We start from the raw sequence: 18,530 nt of genomic DNA, 5'->3' as shown, positions 1-18,530 counted from the left end.
GGAAAAATATGCAAATCCACCACCTCTCCCATATTGATTTAGATGGCTATGGTTGTCAGTTAGTGAGTTATGAATTTTTTAGCAAGAACACTAATGTATATTTTTATAATGCAAACTATGGAAAGGAAGTTTTAGCAAGGTTAGAGCAAATCTTTAGAAATATTAAAGCTAATATTACAGAGGAAGCGTGGATTATTATTAGTGATTTAAACCTTAGCTTAAGTGAATGTCAATCCCTCAAAGAATCAATTTTAGAGCTAAATTTAACAGGGGGTAAAGTCAAGCTTGAATTATTAGATCATCATAAAAGCGGACAAGAATGTGCAAATAAATATGAATGGTATTATTTAGATACTAAAAATTGTGCAACAAAAATTGTTTATGAGACTTTTTTAGCTAGATTTTCTTTACCAGATTCTACAAGACTATGGCTAGAGCCAATGGTTGAAATGATAAATAGCATTGACTTATGGAGAGAGGAAGGATATGGGTTTGAATTTGGCAAAGTTGCTATGCGTTTGATTGTAGAGTGCAAAGAACTTAATCGTTTTATGTTTGAAAATGAAGATAGGACTTATAAACTTGCACTCCTTAAGGAAGCTTCAAAATTTTTAAACCAAGAGAGGGGGCATATCCTCTTAGATAATGAAATCTTGAGCTTAAAGAAAAAGTTTTTAAAGGGTAGTTTAATGAGTGATACCCTAGATAATTTAGCTTCAAACTTCCAAGTAGAGCTATTGAAAAAATACCTCGATAAATGCCATATTACTTGCGAGGAATACCAAGGATTTTTAAGTTATAGTATCGGGAGTATTTCTGTTTTAGCCAATTTATTTTTAAAGCAAAATCCACAATTTCATTTTTTCTTAGATGTTAATGCTAAAGGAAATGTTAGTTTAAGGGCTAATAATGCTTGTGATGTGAGTGTTTTAGCTAAAAAATATTTCAATGGTGGAGGACACGCTAATGCAAGTGGAGGGAAAATAGAGGGATTTAAGGAGAGTTTTTTATATGAGGATATTTATGAAAATATCCAAAGTATTTTAGGAGAGCAGCATGAATAAAAAAACCATTCAAGAATTAGAAGAAGAGATAGAAGAGCTTGCCATTCAGCTTAGTGATATGCTATGTGTCGCCTTAATACTCTCAGGTGTTAAAGAATTTAAACTTCAAGATGCTTTAGATTCTTATATTGAGGGCTTAGATGAGGAAAGCTTAGAATATGGGGTCAAAGAGATTTTAGCTAATATCCAAAAGTTAAAGCAAAATAAACCCGAATTTTTTGGAAAATAAAGTGGCAAAAAAGATTGCTATACTCTTTAGCGGAAATGGCAGTAATTTAGAAATAATTATTAAAACTCTCCACCAAAAAGCCTTCAAACAAGCAGGAGCTTTCATTCAAAAGGAGGGCTTATTAATTAGTGGGATAGATAAGCAATACATTGAGTGCCAAGATTCTCCTAAAATAGAAGTTGTTTTAGCTCTTAGTAACAAAAGTAATGCTTATGGAATACAAAGGGCTAAAACTTTGGGAATACCTACACAAGTTTTAGAAAGCAAGGTTTATTCTAGTAGGGAATCTTTTGATAAAGATTTAGTAGAAATCTTACAATCTTTTAGGATTGATTTATGTGTTTTAGCCGGATTTATGAGAGTGCTAACACCCTATTTTGTAGAATCTATCCCTTGTATCAATATCCACCCCTCGCTTCTACCACTTTTTAAAGGAGCTAGAGGCATAGAGGAGAGCTTTAATGCTCCTATGCAATTAGGGGGTGTTAGCGTGCATTATGTCAGCAACGAGCTTGATAGTGGAGAGTTAATAGCACAAGGAGTGTTAATCAAACACAAACAAGAGAGTTTGCAATCTTATACACAAAGGATTCATAACTTAGAGCATTTTTTATACCCTTTAGCGATTTTAAAGGTGCTTTATGGAGATTAAGGTTTTACACACAGAGTGGAGTAATGGTTATGGAGGACAAGAGATTAGAATCCTCCTTGAAATGCAAGTAATGCGGAATCTTGGTGTGGAATGTGCATTAGCTTGCAGGGAGAATGCAGAGATTTTAAATAAATCTCAAAATTTAGGGTTTGAAACTTTCACTCTTCCTTTTAGGAGAAAAACAGATATTCTTAGTATTTGGCAATTAAAGCGGTTATTAAAACATTATGATATTCTTAATACCCATAGCGGAATTGATACTTGGTGTGGGGGTTTAGCAAGCATTGGAAGCGGAAAGAAATTCATTCGCACTAGGCATTTATCCACGCCTATCCACCCTTCACGATTAAATTTCATTAATAATTTAGCAGATTTTATTATTACCACAGGCGAGAGCGTTAGGGAAGCTATGATAAGAGATAATCATATAAAACCAGAAAAAATAGCTTCCATTCCTACAGGAATTGATGTTAGGATATTTCAAAAGAGCCTTTATGATAAAGAAATGCTCAAAGAATCTTATAAAATCCCAAAAAATAAAATTATCATTGGAAATTTAGGGGTTATGCGATATGCCAAAAGGCAGGATATTTTTATACAAGTGGCTAGAGAGATTCATAAAAAATATCCCCATACTTACTTTATTATTGGTGGAAGTGGAGATAGTTTCCCCTACTTAGAGGGACTTATTAAAGGCGGGGAAGGGGAAGAGAATGCGGAGGCATATATTAAGCTTTTAGGATATATTGAAAAACCAGCAGAGTTTTTAGCAATGCTTGATATTTTTATGCTAACTTCTGAAAAGGAGGGCGTGCCACAGAGCTTAATGCAAGCTCTTTTAATGGAGATTCCAAGTATTGCTAGTGATGTTGGAAGTATTAAGGATTTATACCATAATAAGAACTTTTTGTTGATTCCTAAGCCAACTTTAGAAACATTTTCACAAGCCCTAAAGGAATTACTAGACAATCCCCATTGCATAAAAATCAACCCCTATTTTATCCTACAAAAATTCTCCTCTGAAGTTATGGGAAAGCAAATTTTAGCAGTATATGAGAAAGTGTTAAATGAAAATTTTACTCATTAGGAATGATAATATCGGAGATTTAGTCTGCTCCACCCCTTGTTTTGAAGCCTTAAAGAAAAAATACCCCAAAGCACAAATTGATATTATTGTAAATAGTCTTAATGCCCCTGTTATTATCGGGGAGGGTGGTCACAATCCTTATTTGGATAAGATTTATATCTACACTAAAACCAAACACACAAAGGGAGTTTATACTAAAATAAAAGCCTTATTCCATAAAGGTTGGATATTGTTTTGTCTTTTGAAACAATCTTATGATGTGGTTGCCATCTTACGCATAGCACCCTCTAAATATTCTAGCTTATTTGCTAAATGTGCAAGGGGGAAAATCTGCTATGGGGCAGGCAGCAAAGAAGATTCAAGGATTAAAGGCATACCAAATTTTGTGGAAACCCCCATTACTAGCCACCACGAAGTAATGGTATGTTTTGATATTTTAGCACCGCTAGGCGTGGAATATGGGGGAGAGAAGACCATTTATGCGTATCCCCATTGCTATAACAATAGAAATATGCCCCCCTATATACTTTTTCATATCTCAAGCAGACGATTAAAAAATAATCCCTATCCCTTAGAATATTTAGAAGAAATTATCAAAGCTCTGCCTTTTGTTGTTGTAATAGGAGATAGTGATGATAAGTTTAGGTGTGAAGCATTAGCAAAATTACAAAATTGTCAATACCAAAACACAAAAACACTTGATGAAGTTGCAGCTCTTGCTAGAGGAGCTTTACTGACTCTTGCCTTTGAAGGTGGGGTGGCTCATATTTTTGGGGCGTGTAATGCTAAAGCAATTACAATTTTTGATAAGGTAAATATTGCTAGATGGGGAACTTGGGGGAAGATTGAATGGTGTTTGCAAAGTGAGAGTAAAAATGCTAAAGATATAAAACCCCAAATAATTATAGAAAAGGTTTTTGCTCTGCTCCAAAAAGATTCCATTTGCTAAAAAATCATCAAAATCCATAGACTGAAAATTTCTTTACTAAGCCCTAATACTTAAGAATCCTTATTTCATTAAGCATTACAAGAATATTAAATGCCCTTTTAATCAAAGTTTTTTGGTTGAATCACCACCCAGATAATCTTTACTTTTAAGATTCTTTTAAAGCCTCTTTAAAAGTCTTTTAGGCTCATAAAACTTTTATTTATTCTTTTTAGGCTACATTCCTTTTAAAGCAAAGGCTTAGATAGGCTTAGTTTTGTGAAATAAGACTTTTTGTGATTGTTAATTTAAACAAAAGTTCAAGAGCAAACCATCCTTTAAGTAGGACTATTTTTATTAATTACACCTTAGGATAAACACAGCTTTGCCAAAATCTCTACACTAGTTTGTTTATCAAAGATATTGTGCTACACCTAAATTATTGAATGAATATTAATCGTTTCAAGGCCTTTTTATCATCTTTTTCAAAAAAACTTGTAACTTCAACCAATCTTGTAAGGGTAAAAGTGGATGCCCAGAAAACTTGCCAAAAGCAGGAAGGCTTTTAGAGATTGCTCCCCTAGCCCCAATTTGGGTAAATTCTCCAATATGCAAATGCCCTGCACTTCCTGATTGCCCTCCTAATACTACATTGCGTCCTGTGGTTGTCGAACCTGATAAACCAGCTTGAGAGACAATAATGCTATATTCTCCAATGCAACAATTATGCCCAATTTGCACAAGATTATCAATCTTTACGCCCCTTTTAATCCGCGTCTCACCAAATACTGCCCTATCAATGGAAGTATTAGAGCCAATTTCCACTTCCTCTTCCAAGACAACTTTACCATTATGATAAATCTTAATATGTTCTCCATTTTGCGTATGCGCATAACCAAAACCATCACTTCCTATAACAGAATTTGCGTGAATCCTAACATTATCTCCAATCTCACAATCATTATAGATACAAACATTAGGGTAGATAATACAATTTTTACCTACTTTAACATTCTCCCCAATCACTACTCCTGCCATTATCACACACCCTTTTGCTATAACGCTTCCTTTACCAATTACAGCATTTGACGCTACCTGCACATCCTCTGCTACAATAGGTTCTTTAGGGCTTCCAAATAGAGGCTTAACAAAAAACTGCGTTAAATAAGCAAAGGCAAGATAAGGATTAGGGGTTAAAACCCCAAGACTTTCTTTAGGAAGATATTTTAAATCATTACTACGAAGCATTACAGCGGAGGCTTTTGTCCTAAGCACAGAAGAAGCATATTTTTCTTTCTCTAAAAAGGTAAGGTCATCTTTAGTAGCAAATTCTGGGGATTGTATTGCTTGTATTTCATAAGATTGAGAGAGGTGATATTCTACCCATTCTCCATTTCTATTTTGCACCACCCTCTCTAAAATTCCCTTTTCTTTCAAAAAACTAAGGAGTGTATCTAACTGCATAGAATACACTTTAATGCGATTCAATGGCTAAAATGCCACTTCTTGCAACATCTTTTGGCTTATAAGAACGGATGGCTTTTAATAATCCATTAATCCTCTCGTGATTATCACAAGCCATAAAAATAGCATATTTATCATTCACTTCAACAAGCTTTCCATTATAAGAGTCAAAAATCACACTTAATTCACTTAAAAATTCTTTTTTGTCAAATTTCACAAGCACGGATTCTTGCTCTACAATTTGCTCATCTTCTAAAACTTTCAAAACAGGAATAAGTTTATGGAGTTGTTTTAAAATCTGCTCTAGCACCCTCTCATCCCCTTTGGTAGCAATAGTTATACGCGAGAGTTCAGTTTCTAAAATAGGAGCGACGGTTAAGGATTCAATATTATACCCTCTACCGGCAAAAAGCCCACTAATACGAGATAATACACCATGTTCATTTAAAACAATGGCGGTAATAATGCGTTTAATCTCCATACTTACTCCTTATATTCTAATAACATATTAAACAAAGCCCCACCTGTTGGCACCATTGGCAATACATTTTCTAGCTTATCAATGCGGACATCTAATAAAGCAGGTTTATTCGAATCAATGGCTAATTGTAAAGCTTCAATAAATTCTTCTTTAGTATCACAAACATAACCTACACCGCCAAAAGATTCCGCAAGTTTTACAAAATCTGGTTGCGTGCTTAAATCCGTATGGGCAAACCTTTTATCATAAAAAAAGCTCTGCCATTGGCGAACCATCCCTAAATAACTATTATTTAAAATAACATTCACAACTGGGATATTATCCACAAAACAAGTTATCATTTCTTGAATATTCATCAAAATTGAGCCATCACCGGTGATATTAATAGAGATTTTGTCTTTAAAAGCCTTTTTAACCCCCATAGCAGCAGGCAATCCAAACCCCATAGTTCCTAAACCACCACTGCTTACAAATTGTCTAGGGAAGCAAAAGGGATAAAATTGTGCCGCCCACATTTGATGCTGCCCAACATCTGTTGTAATAAATGCACTATCGCCTAACATCTCTCCCATTTTTTGTATAACCCATTGAGGTTTTAAAACTTCTTGGGAATCTTCATAGCTTAGAGGATGAAGCTTCTCATAACATTTGAGCGTTTCTCTCCAATTAGCAATATTTTTACCCTCATAACCTTTTAAAAGTGGGATTAACTCCTCTAAAACATTTCCAACATCTCCTACAATAGGGTAATTTGCATTAACAATTTTACTAATGCTACTTGGGTCAATATCAATATGAATAATTTGTGCGTTCTTAGCAAACTCACTTAATTTTCCTGTTACCCTATCATCAAATCTAGCCCCTAAAGCAATGATTAAATCCGCCTCACTCATTGCCATATTAGAACAATAACTTCCGTGCATTCCAACCATGCCTAACAAGTCAGGATGATTAGCAGGTAACACGCCAAGTGCCATTAAAGTTTCAACAACTGGAATATGTGTCAATTCGCAAAATTCCCTTATACATTTAGCAGCATTTGAAACGATACAGCCCCCACCTAAATATAAAATAGGCTTTTTAGATTCTTTTATCACTTGTGCGATTTTTTTAATCTGTCTTATATTTCCTTTATAGGTGGGTTTATAGGTTTGCAAGGTAATCTCTTTAGGATAATCAAATTTTCCAATTGTAGCACTAATATCTTTGGGTAAATCAATATGAACAGGACCTGGACGACCACTCCTTGCGATATAAAAGGCTTCTTTTAAGATTCTAGGAAGCTCTTCAATGCTTTTAACAAGATAATTATGTTTCGTGCAAGGACGCGAAATACCCACTGCGTCAATTTCTTGAAAGGCATCTGTCCCAATTAAGCTTGTAGGGACTTGTCCGCTAATGATAACTAAAGGTATAGAATCCATATACGCCGTAGCAATACCTGTAATGGCATTGGTAATTCCAGGACCACTAGTAACGATGGCAACCCCCACTTCCCCGCTTGCTCTTGCATAGCCATCAGCAGCGTGAATAGCAGCTTGCTCATGCCTTGTTAAGATATGCTCAAAAAAATCTTGTTTATACAACTCATCATAGATATTTAAAGCAGCACCGCCGGGGTAACCAAATACGACTTTTACCCCCTCATTTTTCAAAGCGTGAATAACCATTTCAGAACCATTTAAACGCATAAAAACTCCTCATTAAGTCTTTGTTGGATTGTATGTTAAAAACACTTTAGCAAACCTAAAATATCTAATCACAAAGTCTTTTTAACGCATTGCATAAATATTCTACATCTTTAGGCGTATGCGTATAGTGCAAACTCACACGAATCCAACCGGGCTTTTGTAAAAATGTCTCATTATCTTTTAGTCCCAATAAATCATGTCCATAAGGACCTGCACAAGAGCAACCAGCACGCACAAGAATACCATATTCCCTTGAAAGAATTCCTGCCATTTCATAGGGGGATTTATTCCTAATATTAAAAGGAAAAATCCCTAAAGCGTTATAATCTAAATTACCATAGACAATAACATGCTTCTCATTCCCTAAAAATTCTTTAAAGATTCTAGCAATTTCTTCTTTATACGCTAAAATCCATTGTTTATCAATCTCATCCCGCAACAAATAGGCTAATCCGCCCCTTATAAACTCTAATATACCTGGAGTCCCAGCCTCCTCTCTAACTTCCTCATTAGCAAAATACCTAGCACTACTACGTGAAACATAGCCTACTACACCCCCACCACAAAAAGTTGGGGAAAGTGTTTTATCAATTAAATCGCGCTTGATGATTAATACTCCACTACTGCCAACTCCTCCTAAGAGCTTATGAGGAGAGAGAAAGGCAACATCATAAAAATCACAAGGTATATCAAAATATGCTGAAGAGCTTGCCATATCATAGCACATAATCCCTCCATAGCTTCTCACTAAATTAGAAATTTCTACAAAAGGAGCGATAATCCCACTCACATTAGAAGCTAAAGCAAAAGAAGCGATAATTTTTCTCCCTCTATTTTGCTTTAATATTAACTCTAAAGATTCTAAATCTACCAACCCATATTCATTAAGAGGAATCCTAACTACCTCACAAAGCCCTTCTCTAAAGCTTAGTTCGTTACTATGATGCTCAAAAGGACTAACAATTACTAAAGGTAACTCTAAGGATTTTAAAGAATCTCCTAAGATTTGCTTAGTCTTAGGGGGGATATATATCCCCATAATCTCTTGAAATTTCTTAATAGCAGCACTTGACCCAAAACCACAAGAGATTACCGCAAAACTCTCATCAAGGCTAAAAGATTTACTAATAATTGCACGAGCATTTTGATAAATCCTACCCATTATTTCAGAATGTTTGGAGCTTTCAGAATGCGTATTAGCATAAAAAGGCAAAATATTTTGAATCCTGCTCTCCACACAAAATGCTGCTAATCCACTAGCTGTCCAATCAAAATAATACATTCCTGCTTTTAAAATACATTGCTTTTTCAAAATCTCCACTTTTTGTTCTTGCTCTTTAAAAGTGGGTAATAAAGATTTAAAAAAACCTCTCTCCACAACCAAATTCCTAAAATCTTAAATTTAAAGTATTTTACCATAAGCAAGAGCCTTAATAAGGATAAATTGATTCTTTTAAAGAAGCTTTTGTTATACTTCAAAATCTCATCTTAACGCTAGGATTTTTATGGAGAATATTCTTACCTTTGGTGTTATTTCTTTGTTAATTGTTATTGCTCCCTTTCTTAGCTCTCTTACGAAAATCCCACTTGTTGTAACAGAAATTTTATTAGGTGCTTTTGCTTTTTATTTTAATTTTTTTACACATTCCCCTTCTTTAGAATTCACAGCCCATATTGGATTTTTGTTTTTAATGTTTTTGTGTGGCTTAGAAGTTGATTTAAAAACATTTAAAAAATTTGGTGGGAAATTTTTAAAATCCGCTAGCCTTTATTTGCTAATTATTTATGGGATAGCCTTACTTTATGTATTTTACAAAGATTTAAGTGAATTTTATATCGCAGCACTGCCTATTATGAGCTTAGGTATGATTATGGCGATGCTTAAAGAATATCCCAAAAATATTTCGTGGCTACAACTTGCGCTTAATGTTGGAATCTTAGGTGAGCTTATTAGTATTATTGTTTTAGTAATTTTAAATGGCACTTATTCTTATGGATTAACTTGGAAACTCTATGAAACACTTTTTGTCCTATTTGCTTTCTTAGGTGTTATCATAGGAATTTTCAAAATTGCGGATATACTTTTTTGGTGGTTCCCAACTTTAAAATTCCTTGCCATCCCTAAAGATTCTACTAAAAACCAAGATATTCGCTTTTCTATTATGCTTTTTTTATCAATGATTGGAATCGTGCAGATTCTAGAATTAGAAACTGTTTTAGGAGCATTTTTAGCAGGTATGATTCTCTCTACTTATTTCCACTACCAAAAGGGTTTAAGCGAAAAGCTTAATGATTTTGGATTTGGTTTTTTTATTCCATTATTTTTTATCTATGTAGGCTCCACTTTAGATTTAAAACTCATCATTAGCAACCCAAGTCTTTTTTCACAAACATTTTCTATTATCCTTATAATGGTTGCTCTAAGAGTTATAGCCGCACTTATTGCTTATAAAAATTATTTTAAAAGTTATAAAAAAACTATTCTTTTTGCCTTTAGCCATTCTATGCCTTTAACTTTTCTCGTAGCTACTGCACAACTTGGAAAGCATTTTAATGCTATTAGTAATGAGGAATATTATGCCTTTATTCTCGCAGCTATTTTAGAAAGCATTTGCTTAAGTATTTGTATTAAATTTATTTATACTTTCAAAAGTAACTTCTTATCACAAAACAATGCTTAAAATTTCGTATTATTATTTATTCATTTACATTTTTTTGTGATAATGTTAGATAGATTTTACTTTAAGGAGATCCTACAATGAAAATTCAAATCTTATTCCTAAGTGCCTTATTAATGGGTAATCTTTACGCCTTTGAAGTAGCGGAACTTCCTAGTATTACTTCAAGAGAGTCCCCAGATATTTCACAAAACACTATTTATTCTTATTATGATTCTATCAAAGAAGCAAAAAAAGCTGTGGTGAATATCTCTACACAAAAAAAGATCAAAACTCCTAACATTCAAGGGCATCCTTTTTTAAATGATCCATTTTTTAAACAATTTTTTGGGGATGCCTTTGGTGCTATCGTCCCAAAAGATAGAATTGAGCGAAGTTTAGGGAGTGGAACGATTATCTCTTCAGATGGCTATATCGTAACTAACAACCATGTTATTGATGGTGCAGATAAGATTTCAGTAGCTCTTCCAGAATCCAATAAAGAGTATGAAGCAAAAGTGATTGGAAAAGATGAAAAAACTGATTTAGCTATTATCAAAATCAATACTAAAAATCTTCCGTTTTTAAAATTCGCTTCTAGCAATGAAGCCCAAGTAGGAGATATTGTTTTTGCCATTGGGAATCCTTTTGGAGTTGGAGAGAGTGTAACTCAAGGAATAATCTCTGCACTTAATAAAACAGGAATTGGAATTAATGATTATGAAAACTTCATACAAACTGATGCTTCTATTAATCCCGGAAATAGTGGAGGCGCTTTAGTAGATAGCAGGGGAGGATTAATAGGGATTAATACTGCTATTCTATCAAGAACAGGAGGAAACCACGGAATTGGTTTTGCCATCCCCTCTGAAATGGTGAAAAAAATCTCTAAAACCCTAATCGAAAAAGGAACCATTGAACGTGGGTATTTAGGCGTTGGGATTCAAGATGTCAATAATGACTTAGAAGATGTTTATAAAGAACAAAAGGGTGCTGTAGTTATTTCTATAGAAAAAGATTCTCCAGCTCAAAAAGCAGGTTTGAAAGTATGGGATTTAATTACAAAAGTCAATGGAATACCTATTAGATCTGCTGCAGAGCTTAAAAATATCATTGGCACTTATAATCCAAAAGATAAAGTAACCCTAACAATCCTACGCGATAAAAAAGAACAAACACTTAATATCACACTTACAAAAGCTCTAAACAATACAAGCTCAAATGGAAGCGTAGTTGGAGGCATTAATGGCTTAGAAATAGTTACATTAAATACAGAGATTAAAACGCGTTTTAGTATTCCTAATAATTTACAAGGTGTTTTTGTAACTAGGGTTCAACAAGGTAGTAAAGCTGAGGAAGTTGGATTGATTGAAGGCGATATTATCACACAGGTAGAAAGTTTTAGCATTAAAGATGCTGAAAGTTTCAATGAAGCACTCAATCACTATAAAGGACAATCTAAACGAATATTAGTCAATCGTGGGGGGAGAGTTTTTAGTATAGTCATACGTTAGCTTAACTCCACTTTGGAGCAACAATATCCATTTTAAAAAAGGTGAAAAATGCTTATTTTCAATCCTTTATTTACAATTTTTTCTCTTTTATTTGCTGGATATATTGCTAAACGAAGCAAGGTTTTAAGACAAAAACAATCCCGAATGTTTTTAGATTTTGTCATTACCTTTGCACTTCCCTGTCTTATTTTTGACAAAATTTACCATTTAAATTTTGAAACTTCTTTATTGCTCCTTATTGGTATGGGCTTGATTGCTTGTTTTATTGCAGGAGTTTTTGCGGTAACTTTAGGCTATATTCTAAAATTTTCTAAAAGCACTTTAGTAAGTATATTTCTACTCACAAGTTTTGGCAATACACTGTTTGTAGGCGTCCCTGTAATTGCCGGTATTTATGGTGAAAGATTTATTGGAGAGATTATTTTTTATGATTCTTTAGCCACTGCTTTGCCTATGTTGCTTTTAAGTCCTTTCATTCTTGCTTTAGGCACCTATCAAAAAATAAATTTGTGGGAGAATATTAAAAAAATTATAAGGTTTCCACCCTTTATCGCCTTAGCATTAGGGTTTTTATTAAGACTTTTTCCCATTCCTGATTTTATCTTCTCTCCCATAGAAATTTTTGGTAACACCGCTACCCCTATTGCCCTTTTTGCTATTGGTCTTTCTCTTAGCTTTAATGCGATTATAACCTCTTATAAGAGTGCGATTCTTGTAATTTTTTGCAAAACACTTTTAGCACCCTTTATATTTATTCTCTTAGTGATGATAATAGACTTAGAATTTAATACCATTGCAAAAGTAACTATTTTAGAATCCGCAATGCCAACAATGACCTTAGCAGGTGCTATCATTATGAAAGCTAAATTAGACTCAAATCTTGCTATAAGCTCTATTGCATTTGGCATTCTCTTTTCCTTACTCACAATCCCTTTTTTAAATTATCTTTTAACCATTCTCTAAATCTACCGCATTTTCTTAGTAACAATTAATTCTTTCATACAAAGATAGCTATTTAACGCACCAAGATAGGCTTTAGCAGTTGCTTGGCAAGTATCAAGATGTAGCCCATGTCCAATTACCGCTGGTTTATTTGGATCAAATTCTACTTTTACCACAACCTTAGCTAAGGCATCTTTACCCTCACTCACAGCTTCTACTTTATAATCTTTTAAGACTCCATTATAACCGCTAATTCTATCAATAGTCTTCAAAATCGCATCAACACTTCCATTCCCTATGGCTGCATCAACCTTTTGTCCATTATCCTTTTGTATGCAAATTGCCGCATAAGGAAACCCGCTAGAACAAGTGCTAATTTGCAAACTCACAAGCTCAAAAACTTGCGGTATCTTGGTAGATTCCTCTGTCATAATAGAACGTATATCCTCATCATAGACTTCCTTTTTTCTATCACAAAGTATTTTAAACCTTTCAAAAGCGGCATCCAAAGATTCTTGAGAAATTCCACTAAAGCCTAAACTTTCTAATTTATCCTTAAAGGCTGCTCTACCACTATGCTTACCTAAAACTAAACCATTATTTTCAGGTATCCCAATATCACTTCTTTTCATAATCTCATAAGTTTCCCTATGCTTAAGCATCCCATCTTGATGAATCCCACTCTCGTGTGCAAAAGCATTTTTACCAACGATTGCTTTATTAGGTTGTGGACATATTCCGGTAATATCTGCAACAAGCTTACTACAAGCATAGATTTCTTTAGTATTAATACGCGTATCTAAATCTTCAAAAACATCTTGACGCGTCTTTAGTATCATTACCACTTCTTCTAAAGCAGTATTCCCCGCTCTCTCTCCCAATCCATTAATAGTGCATTCTACTTGTCTTGCTCCATTTTGAATCCCAGCAATAGCATTAGCCACCGCTAGACCTAAATCATTATGGCAATGAACCGATAATATAGCACTCTCTCCAACACATTGCTTCATCTCTCGAATAATACAGCCTATTTCAAAAGGTAGGCGATAACCTACGGTATCAGGCAAATTAAGCGTTGTAGCTCCTGCTTCAATAACCGCAAGTGCGACTTCTTTTAAAAATCCTATATCACTCCTACAAGCATCCTCACAACTAAACTCTACATCTTCACAATAGCTCTTTGCAAGTTTTACAGCCTCTATAGCCCTTTTAAGCACCTCATTAGGCTGCATTTTAAGCTTATATTCCATATGTATAGGACTTGTAGCGATAAAAGTATGAATCCTTTTAGATTGAGCTTTTTCTAAGGCTCTAGCAGCAGTTTCTATATCTCTTGGGATTGCCCTTGCAAGAGAGCAAATAGTTGTTTTTTTGAGAGTTTGCGAGATTCTAGAAATTGCTTCATAATCCCCCGGACTAGCCGCTGCAAATCCAGCTTCAATTATATCAACCCCCAATTTTTCTAATTGTATTGCAAGTTTGATTTTTTCCTCTGTATTCATAGAAGCACCGGGGCTTTGTTCACCATCTCTTAATGTTGTATCAAAAATCTTTACCATTTCCATAATATTTCCTTAAAGTTTTATTTTCTTAGAATGTGTTTAAATGAATGCTAGAGAAAAAATCCCAGAGGAAGAAACCTGCAAAAGGTCAAAAGGTTTTTAAAAATATAGCTATAATGCCAAATACAACAAACTCTCACCTATTACCCCTTAAGTAAAACGTTTTTTTAAAAGATGATAAAAAGTCCTTAAAGGACCAAATAATACATAACAAGTAATCCCAACAACAATGGTATAAATAGGATAAATAAATAAAATTGCTAAAATAATCATTAATAATACAACAATTTTCCCAAAATTTACTTTTTCAAAATTCATTTTTTTAAAACTAGGGTAGCGGACATTACTAACCATCAAAAGGGCTACTAGTAAGCTTGATATAATCAAAAACTTTAAAATATATTCTGAAATTTCTGGATAAGTTTTAGAAAAGTTTATTTCAAAAAGTAACCAACCCACAATAAAAACTGCGGCAGAGGGTATAGGCAACCCAATAAACATATTAGGTTCATTATGATTTGTTGTAACATTAAAACGTGCCAATCTAATAGCACCAAAGACTACATAAAGCCCGGCTATCACAATACCAAATTTACCATAATTATATCCACCATAAAAAAATAAAATTATGGCAGGAGCAACACCAAAAGCCACAATGTCTGCTAAAGAATCAAATTCCACACCAAACCTACTTGTCGTTCCTGTTAAACGTGCTATCCTACCATCTAATCCATCAAAAATAAGACTAATTAAAATAAGCCAACAAGCAATCTCAAATCGCTCTACAAAGGCATAAGCAATGCTTAAAACACCTAGGTAAATACTTGCGCCTGTAAAGAGGTTTGGCAATAAATACAAGGGGTCAATTTTCATTAATAAACATAACCTAAAGCACTAGAACCAGCAAATACTCTATCTCCAACAGAAACTTTTAATTCTGTATTTAAAGGGATTCCAATCCTTGCTTTACCCTTAAGAAAAAAGCCTATTCTCTGTGTTACTTTAAATTTAGATTCACCAAAATACAAATGAAGATTATTACGATAGGCTTTAGGGTATATAAACATTTCTACTTTCATTCCCTGTGTATGAAAAAACTCCAAAAGTGTCCTCTGTCCAATAATGGGTGAAGCATTCAACACACCATTAATCTTTTCCTTTTGCTTCATACTTCCTTCAAAAGGCATTCTTAATAATCCGCAAAAATAAAGAGGCTTATCAATCTCTAAATAAATTCCATTGTCTGTTTTTTCTATACTCTCAATTTTGCCATCAATAGGAGATAAGATTAAATTCTCCGCGATATCTTCGGGGATTCTCTCGGGATTATAATAACAATACAAAACACCTACTATAAAGATAAAAGCAAGCCAACCTAAGAATCCCGAAGAAAAAAGCCAACTAAGCAATAAAACAATAACACCAATAACTAATGGTTTCCACCCTTCTCTTGCGATGATTTCTGTAGTTGTTCTCATTATGGTTTTAAGCCTCTTCTTTTTGCTCAATCACTAAGCGAGTAGGTAAATTATTCGCCTTCTCATAAGCAGAGATAATCTCTCTAACCTTCTCTCCATCAATATTTTCTTTATCAAATAATTCTTTTACCATATTTTCAATAGCTTCTCTATAAATTTCTAAAGATTCCTTAACGGCTTCAAAACGTTCATTTAATACTTTCTTAATATGGGTATCCATTTTTTCTGCCATTTCTTCACTATATTCTCTAGAATTCCCAAGCCCACCATTTAAAAATACATTCCTTTGCTTCTCTAAAACCATAAGCCCTGCCACATCGGTCATACCATAATAACTCACCATTGCTTTAATAATATCTGTAGCTCTCTCTAAGTCATTACTCGCACCTGTTGAAATTTCTCCTAAAAACACTGCTTCTGCCGCTCTACCACCAAGTAAGACATCCACTTCAGCAAGTAATTCGTGTTTTTGCATAAGGTATTTATTCTCTTCTGGCGTATTAAGTGTATAGCCAAGTGCAGCTAAACCGCGTGGAATAATAGAGACTTTAGTAACCTTTTTTGCTCCTTTAGTAATCTCTGCAATAAGTGCGTGCCCACTCTCGTGATAAGCAACGATTTTTTTCTCTTTAGGGGAAATTCTCCGCGATTTTTTCTCTAATCCGGCAATGCCTCTCTCTACAGCCTCTAAAAAGTCATTTTGTTCCACATCTTTCTTATTATTACGCCCTGCAAGTAAGGCTGCTTCATTAACAATATTTGCTAAATCTGCTCCTGCAAGTCCTGCAGTTAATTTAGCAATTTCAAATAAATCAACATTTTTAGAAAGCTTGATATTTTTAATATGCACTTTTAAAATCTCAACCCTTCCTTCAAAATCTGGTTTATCAACTAAAACTTGTCTATCAAATCTACCCGGACGCAAAAGTGCTGGGTCTAAAACTTCGGGACGATTCGTTGCTGCAAGAACAATAACAGGGGAAGAATCGGAACTAAATCCATCCATTTCAGCTAAGAGCTGATTTAAAGTTTGCTCCCTTTCATCATTGCCACTTATCATTCCTCCTGCTGCACGACTTTTACCAATGGCATCAATCTCATCAATAAAAATAATACTAGGGGCTTCCTTCTTAGCGTTTTCAAATAAATCTCGCACACGACTAGCACCCACTCCAACAAACATTTCAATAAAACTACTTCCACTCACAGAAAAAAACGGAACATTCGCTTCTCCAGCTACAGCTTTTGCAAGAAGTGTTTTTCCTGTCCCAGGAGGACCAACTAAAAGCACTCCTTTAGGAATCTTTGCTCCTAATGCAGCATACCTATCAGGATTCCTTAGAAAATCGACGACCTCTACAACCTCATCTTTAGCCTCAACATTCCCCGCCATATCCTCAAATTTCACATTGGGTTTTTCCGCATTTACAAGCTTTTTAGAGCTACCAATACCTAAAATCCCACTTCCCATATTTTTTTGCATACGATTAGCTAAGAACATCCAAATGGCAAAGAAAATAAAAACAGGCAATACCCAGCCAAAAAGCATATCACTAAGCCAATTACTCTCATTATAACCTGTGTATTCTACACCTTTTTCATCAAGCAATGGAATAAGCGTATTATCAGGATTTACCCTTTGAGCGTTATAAACAATTTTAGAACCATTGCTTATAGAAGTTGCTTTAATATTGGTTTGTCCGATGGCTACAAAACTCACTTCTTTATTTTCAATAAGTTTTTTTAATTCATAATAGTTAATTGTTTTAGTGGCACTAACCCCATTAAAGGCGTTTAAACTATCTCCACTAGGAGAGATAAATCGGAAAACCACAATAGCAATGATGGCAAAAATAACAAACATCAAAAGAGGATTTTGATTAAAAAAGTTACCGGGTTTTTTTTCTTGATTATTATTAGGTTTTTGTTGTTTCATTTTGGTATATCCTTATTAATTTTTATTGAAAGCTAAGGTTACCCATTCTTCTATAGTTTCTCCATTTAGCTTTTTTAAGTTTTTGAACTTATCAAGAACTTTAGATTCATACTTCTCTAAAATACCAGATAATATCAAAACTCCACCCTTTTTTACAAACCTATCTAAAGGTAATGCAATAAGCACATCAGCTAAAATATTAGCTACTACAACATCAAAATACCCTTCCTTTTCCTTTATCATCTCTAAAGAACCTTGCCATATAGTATCTATTGTAACATTATTTTTTAGCATATTCGCTTGTGTAGATTCTACAGCTATACTATCTGTATCACAACTCCACACCTCTGCCTTACATTTTTTTGCTAGAATAGATAATATTCCACTTCCACAGCCTACATCAAGAATCTTCTTATTCTCCAATGCTAAACTATCAAGCATTTTTATACAACCAAAAGTGCTCCCATGATGACCACTTCCAAAGGCAAGTGCAGGATCAATAATAATATTGATTTTTTCTTTTTTATTAGCATACCAGGTTGGATGAATATAAAATTTCCCATATTCCAATGGAGAAACAGAATGATAATATTTTTCAATCCAATCTTGATTCTTTTCTTGTGCTTCTTTAAATTCTAAAGAAATTTCTTGACCCATAACACTTTCTATATTTTTTGTAAAATTTTGAAGCTCAAGCCGAATATCTCGGACATCACTAAAAGTTCTTATAATAAAACCATTTTCTATTTCTTCTATAGCTTCTTTGGTAATCTCTAATGCTTTATCCTTTAAAAGCCATAAAAAATTATCTGCTTTGACAATGAGGGAATTATAACAGGGATCCATTT

Annotated in this window: 17 protein-coding genes; 8 read left to right on the top strand and 9 right to left on the bottom strand. The window is 34.1% G+C overall.

Annotation, left to right across the window (positions count from 1 at the left end; translation table 11 throughout):
- The first annotated feature begins 8 nt into the window (after positions 1 to 8).
- From LS72_RS01185 to LS72_RS01165, 5 genes are read left to right on the top strand one after another with little or no spacing between them, the layout of a single operon-like run.
- The gene (locus tag LS72_RS01185) at positions 9 to 1,064 is read left to right on the top strand and encodes a DHH family phosphoesterase (protein WP_034553235.1); all 1,056 of its coding nucleotides are present in this window, start codon (positions 9 to 11) and stop codon (positions 1,062 to 1,064) included.
- Complete coding sequence (locus LS72_RS01180; protein ID WP_034553238.1) at positions 1,057 to 1,293, top strand: hypothetical protein; 237 nt, start codon at positions 1,057 to 1,059, stop codon at positions 1,291 to 1,293. The genes LS72_RS01185 and LS72_RS01180 overlap by 8 nt, the downstream gene beginning before the upstream one ends.
- Position 1,294: 1 nt before the next feature.
- Complete coding sequence (gene purN / locus LS72_RS01175) at positions 1,295 to 1,945, top strand: phosphoribosylglycinamide formyltransferase (protein ID WP_034553240.1); 651 nt, start codon at positions 1,295 to 1,297, stop codon at positions 1,943 to 1,945.
- Positions 1,935 to 3,032, top strand: a complete 1,098-nt coding sequence (locus LS72_RS01170) for a glycosyltransferase family 4 protein (protein WP_052087243.1) — start codon at positions 1,935 to 1,937, stop codon at positions 3,030 to 3,032. The genes purN and LS72_RS01170 overlap by 11 nt, the downstream gene beginning before the upstream one ends.
- The gene (locus LS72_RS01165) at positions 3,013 to 3,981 is read left to right on the top strand and encodes a glycosyltransferase family 9 protein (protein ID WP_034553243.1); all 969 of its coding nucleotides are present in this window, start codon (positions 3,013 to 3,015) and stop codon (positions 3,979 to 3,981) included. Before LS72_RS01170 ends, LS72_RS01165 begins: the two co-directional genes overlap by 20 nt.
- Before the next feature lie 438 nt (positions 3,982 to 4,419).
- On the opposite strand, the gene lpxD is transcribed toward LS72_RS01165, so the two are convergent.
- From lpxD to LS72_RS01145, 4 genes are all read right to left on the bottom strand, one after another.
- Positions 4,420 to 5,421: a UDP-3-O-(3-hydroxymyristoyl)glucosamine N-acyltransferase gene (lpxD, locus tag LS72_RS01160; RefSeq protein WP_034553244.1), complete on the bottom strand. Its 1,002-nt coding sequence runs from the start codon at positions 5,419 to 5,421 to the stop codon at positions 4,420 to 4,422.
- Positions 5,422 to 5,431: 10 nt separating this feature from the next.
- On the bottom strand, positions 5,432 to 5,902 hold the full coding sequence (gene ilvN, locus LS72_RS01155; protein WP_034553247.1) for an acetolactate synthase small subunit: 471 nt from the start codon (positions 5,900 to 5,902) through the stop codon (positions 5,432 to 5,434).
- Positions 5,903 to 5,904: 2 nt separating this feature from the next.
- Positions 5,905 to 7,593 carry an acetolactate synthase large subunit gene (locus LS72_RS01150; RefSeq protein ID WP_034553250.1) on the bottom strand — a complete coding sequence of 563 codons (1,689 nt, stop codon included), beginning with the start codon at positions 7,591 to 7,593 and terminating at the stop codon, positions 5,905 to 5,907.
- Between the two features lie 64 nt (positions 7,594 to 7,657).
- The gene (locus tag LS72_RS01145; RefSeq protein ID WP_052087244.1) at positions 7,658 to 8,875 is read right to left on the bottom strand and encodes an aminotransferase class V-fold PLP-dependent enzyme; all 1,218 of its coding nucleotides are present in this window, start codon (positions 8,873 to 8,875) and stop codon (positions 7,658 to 7,660) included.
- Positions 8,876 to 9,098: 223 nt separating this feature from the next.
- Between LS72_RS01145 and LS72_RS01140 the strand changes: the two genes are divergently transcribed.
- From LS72_RS01140 to LS72_RS01130, 3 genes are all read left to right on the top strand, one after another.
- Entirely contained in the window at positions 9,099 to 10,274 is a 1,176-nt protein-coding gene (locus LS72_RS01140) for a cation:proton antiporter (protein ID WP_034553253.1), read from the top strand.
- 77 nt (positions 10,275 to 10,351) lie between these two features.
- Complete coding sequence (locus tag LS72_RS01135) at positions 10,352 to 11,764, top strand: Do family serine endopeptidase (RefSeq protein WP_034553256.1); 1,413 nt, start codon at positions 10,352 to 10,354, stop codon at positions 11,762 to 11,764.
- A gap of 48 nt (positions 11,765 to 11,812) precedes the next feature.
- A complete protein-coding gene (locus LS72_RS01130; protein WP_034553258.1) occupies positions 11,813 to 12,727 on the top strand; it encodes an AEC family transporter in 915 nt (304 codons plus the stop codon).
- A gap of 2 nt (positions 12,728 to 12,729) precedes the next feature.
- On the opposite strand, the gene LS72_RS01125 is transcribed toward LS72_RS01130, so the two are convergent.
- The 5 genes from LS72_RS01125 to LS72_RS01105 all read right to left on the bottom strand — a co-directional run bounded on the left by LS72_RS01125 (position 12,730) and on the right by LS72_RS01105 (position 18,528).
- A complete protein-coding gene (locus tag LS72_RS01125) occupies positions 12,730 to 14,271 on the bottom strand; it encodes a 2-isopropylmalate synthase (RefSeq protein WP_034553260.1) in 1,542 nt (513 codons plus the stop codon).
- 147 nt (positions 14,272 to 14,418) lie between these two features.
- On the bottom strand, positions 14,419 to 15,141 hold the full coding sequence (pssA, locus tag LS72_RS01120; protein ID WP_034553263.1) for a CDP-diacylglycerol--serine O-phosphatidyltransferase: 723 nt from the start codon (positions 15,139 to 15,141) through the stop codon (positions 14,419 to 14,421).
- Positions 15,141 to 15,746 carry a phosphatidylserine decarboxylase gene (locus tag LS72_RS01115; protein ID WP_052087245.1) on the bottom strand — a complete coding sequence of 202 codons (606 nt, stop codon included), beginning with the start codon at positions 15,744 to 15,746 and terminating at the stop codon, positions 15,141 to 15,143. Before LS72_RS01115 ends, pssA begins: the two co-directional genes overlap by 1 nt.
- A gap of 7 nt (positions 15,747 to 15,753) precedes the next feature.
- A complete protein-coding gene (gene ftsH, locus LS72_RS01110) occupies positions 15,754 to 17,682 on the bottom strand; it encodes an ATP-dependent zinc metalloprotease FtsH (RefSeq protein ID WP_034553264.1) in 1,929 nt (642 codons plus the stop codon).
- A gap of 15 nt (positions 17,683 to 17,697) precedes the next feature.
- The gene (locus tag LS72_RS01105; RefSeq protein WP_034553267.1) at positions 17,698 to 18,528 is read right to left on the bottom strand and encodes a 50S ribosomal protein L11 methyltransferase; all 831 of its coding nucleotides are present in this window, start codon (positions 18,526 to 18,528) and stop codon (positions 17,698 to 17,700) included.
- Positions 18,529 to 18,530: the final 2 nt, after the last annotated feature.

It is taken from the genome of Helicobacter apodemus (genome assembly GCF_000765745.2).
GTDB classification, from domain to species: domain Bacteria; phylum Campylobacterota; class Campylobacteria; order Campylobacterales; family Helicobacteraceae; genus Helicobacter_D; species Helicobacter_D apodemus.
This window is presented reverse-complemented; position numbering and strand designations above follow the sequence as displayed.

Coding starts and splice junctions, on each gene's coding strand:
- LS72_RS01185 (WP_034553235.1), top strand. CDS start 9: ATGCAAATCCACCACCTCTCCCATATTGATTTAGATGGCTATGGTTGT.
- LS72_RS01150 (WP_034553250.1), bottom strand. CDS start 7,593: ATGCGTTTAAATGGTTCTGAAATGGTTATTCACGCTTTGAAAAATGAG.
- LS72_RS01130 (WP_034553258.1), top strand. CDS start 11,813: ATGCTTATTTTCAATCCTTTATTTACAATTTTTTCTCTTTTATTTGCT.
- LS72_RS01105 (WP_034553267.1), bottom strand. CDS start 18,528: ATGGATCCCTGTTATAATTCCCTCATTGTCAAAGCAGATAATTTTTTA.
- LS72_RS01125 (WP_034553260.1), bottom strand. CDS start 14,271: ATGGAAATGGTAAAGATTTTTGATACAACATTAAGAGATGGTGAACAA.
- ilvN (WP_034553247.1), bottom strand. CDS start 5,902: ATGGAGATTAAACGCATTATTACCGCCATTGTTTTAAATGAACATGGT.
- LS72_RS01165 (WP_034553243.1), top strand. CDS start 3,013: ATGAAAATTTTACTCATTAGGAATGATAATATCGGAGATTTAGTCTGC.
- LS72_RS01115 (WP_052087245.1), bottom strand. CDS start 15,746: ATGAGAACAACTACAGAAATCATCGCAAGAGAAGGGTGGAAACCATTA.
- LS72_RS01140 (WP_034553253.1), top strand. CDS start 9,099: ATGGAGAATATTCTTACCTTTGGTGTTATTTCTTTGTTAATTGTTATT.
- LS72_RS01180 (WP_034553238.1), top strand. CDS start 1,057: ATGAATAAAAAAACCATTCAAGAATTAGAAGAAGAGATAGAAGAGCTT.
- LS72_RS01135 (WP_034553256.1), top strand. CDS start 10,352: ATGAAAATTCAAATCTTATTCCTAAGTGCCTTATTAATGGGTAATCTT.
- ftsH (WP_034553264.1), bottom strand. CDS start 17,682: ATGAAACAACAAAAACCTAATAATAATCAAGAAAAAAAACCCGGTAAC.
- LS72_RS01145 (WP_052087244.1), bottom strand. CDS start 8,875: ATGTATTATTTTGATTGGACAGCTAGTGGATTAGCAGCATTTTGTGTG.
- pssA (WP_034553263.1), bottom strand. CDS start 15,141: ATGAAAATTGACCCCTTGTATTTATTGCCAAACCTCTTTACAGGCGCA.
- LS72_RS01170 (WP_052087243.1), top strand. CDS start 1,935: ATGGAGATTAAGGTTTTACACACAGAGTGGAGTAATGGTTATGGAGGA.
- lpxD (WP_034553244.1), bottom strand. CDS start 5,421: ATGCAGTTAGATACACTCCTTAGTTTTTTGAAAGAAAAGGGAATTTTA.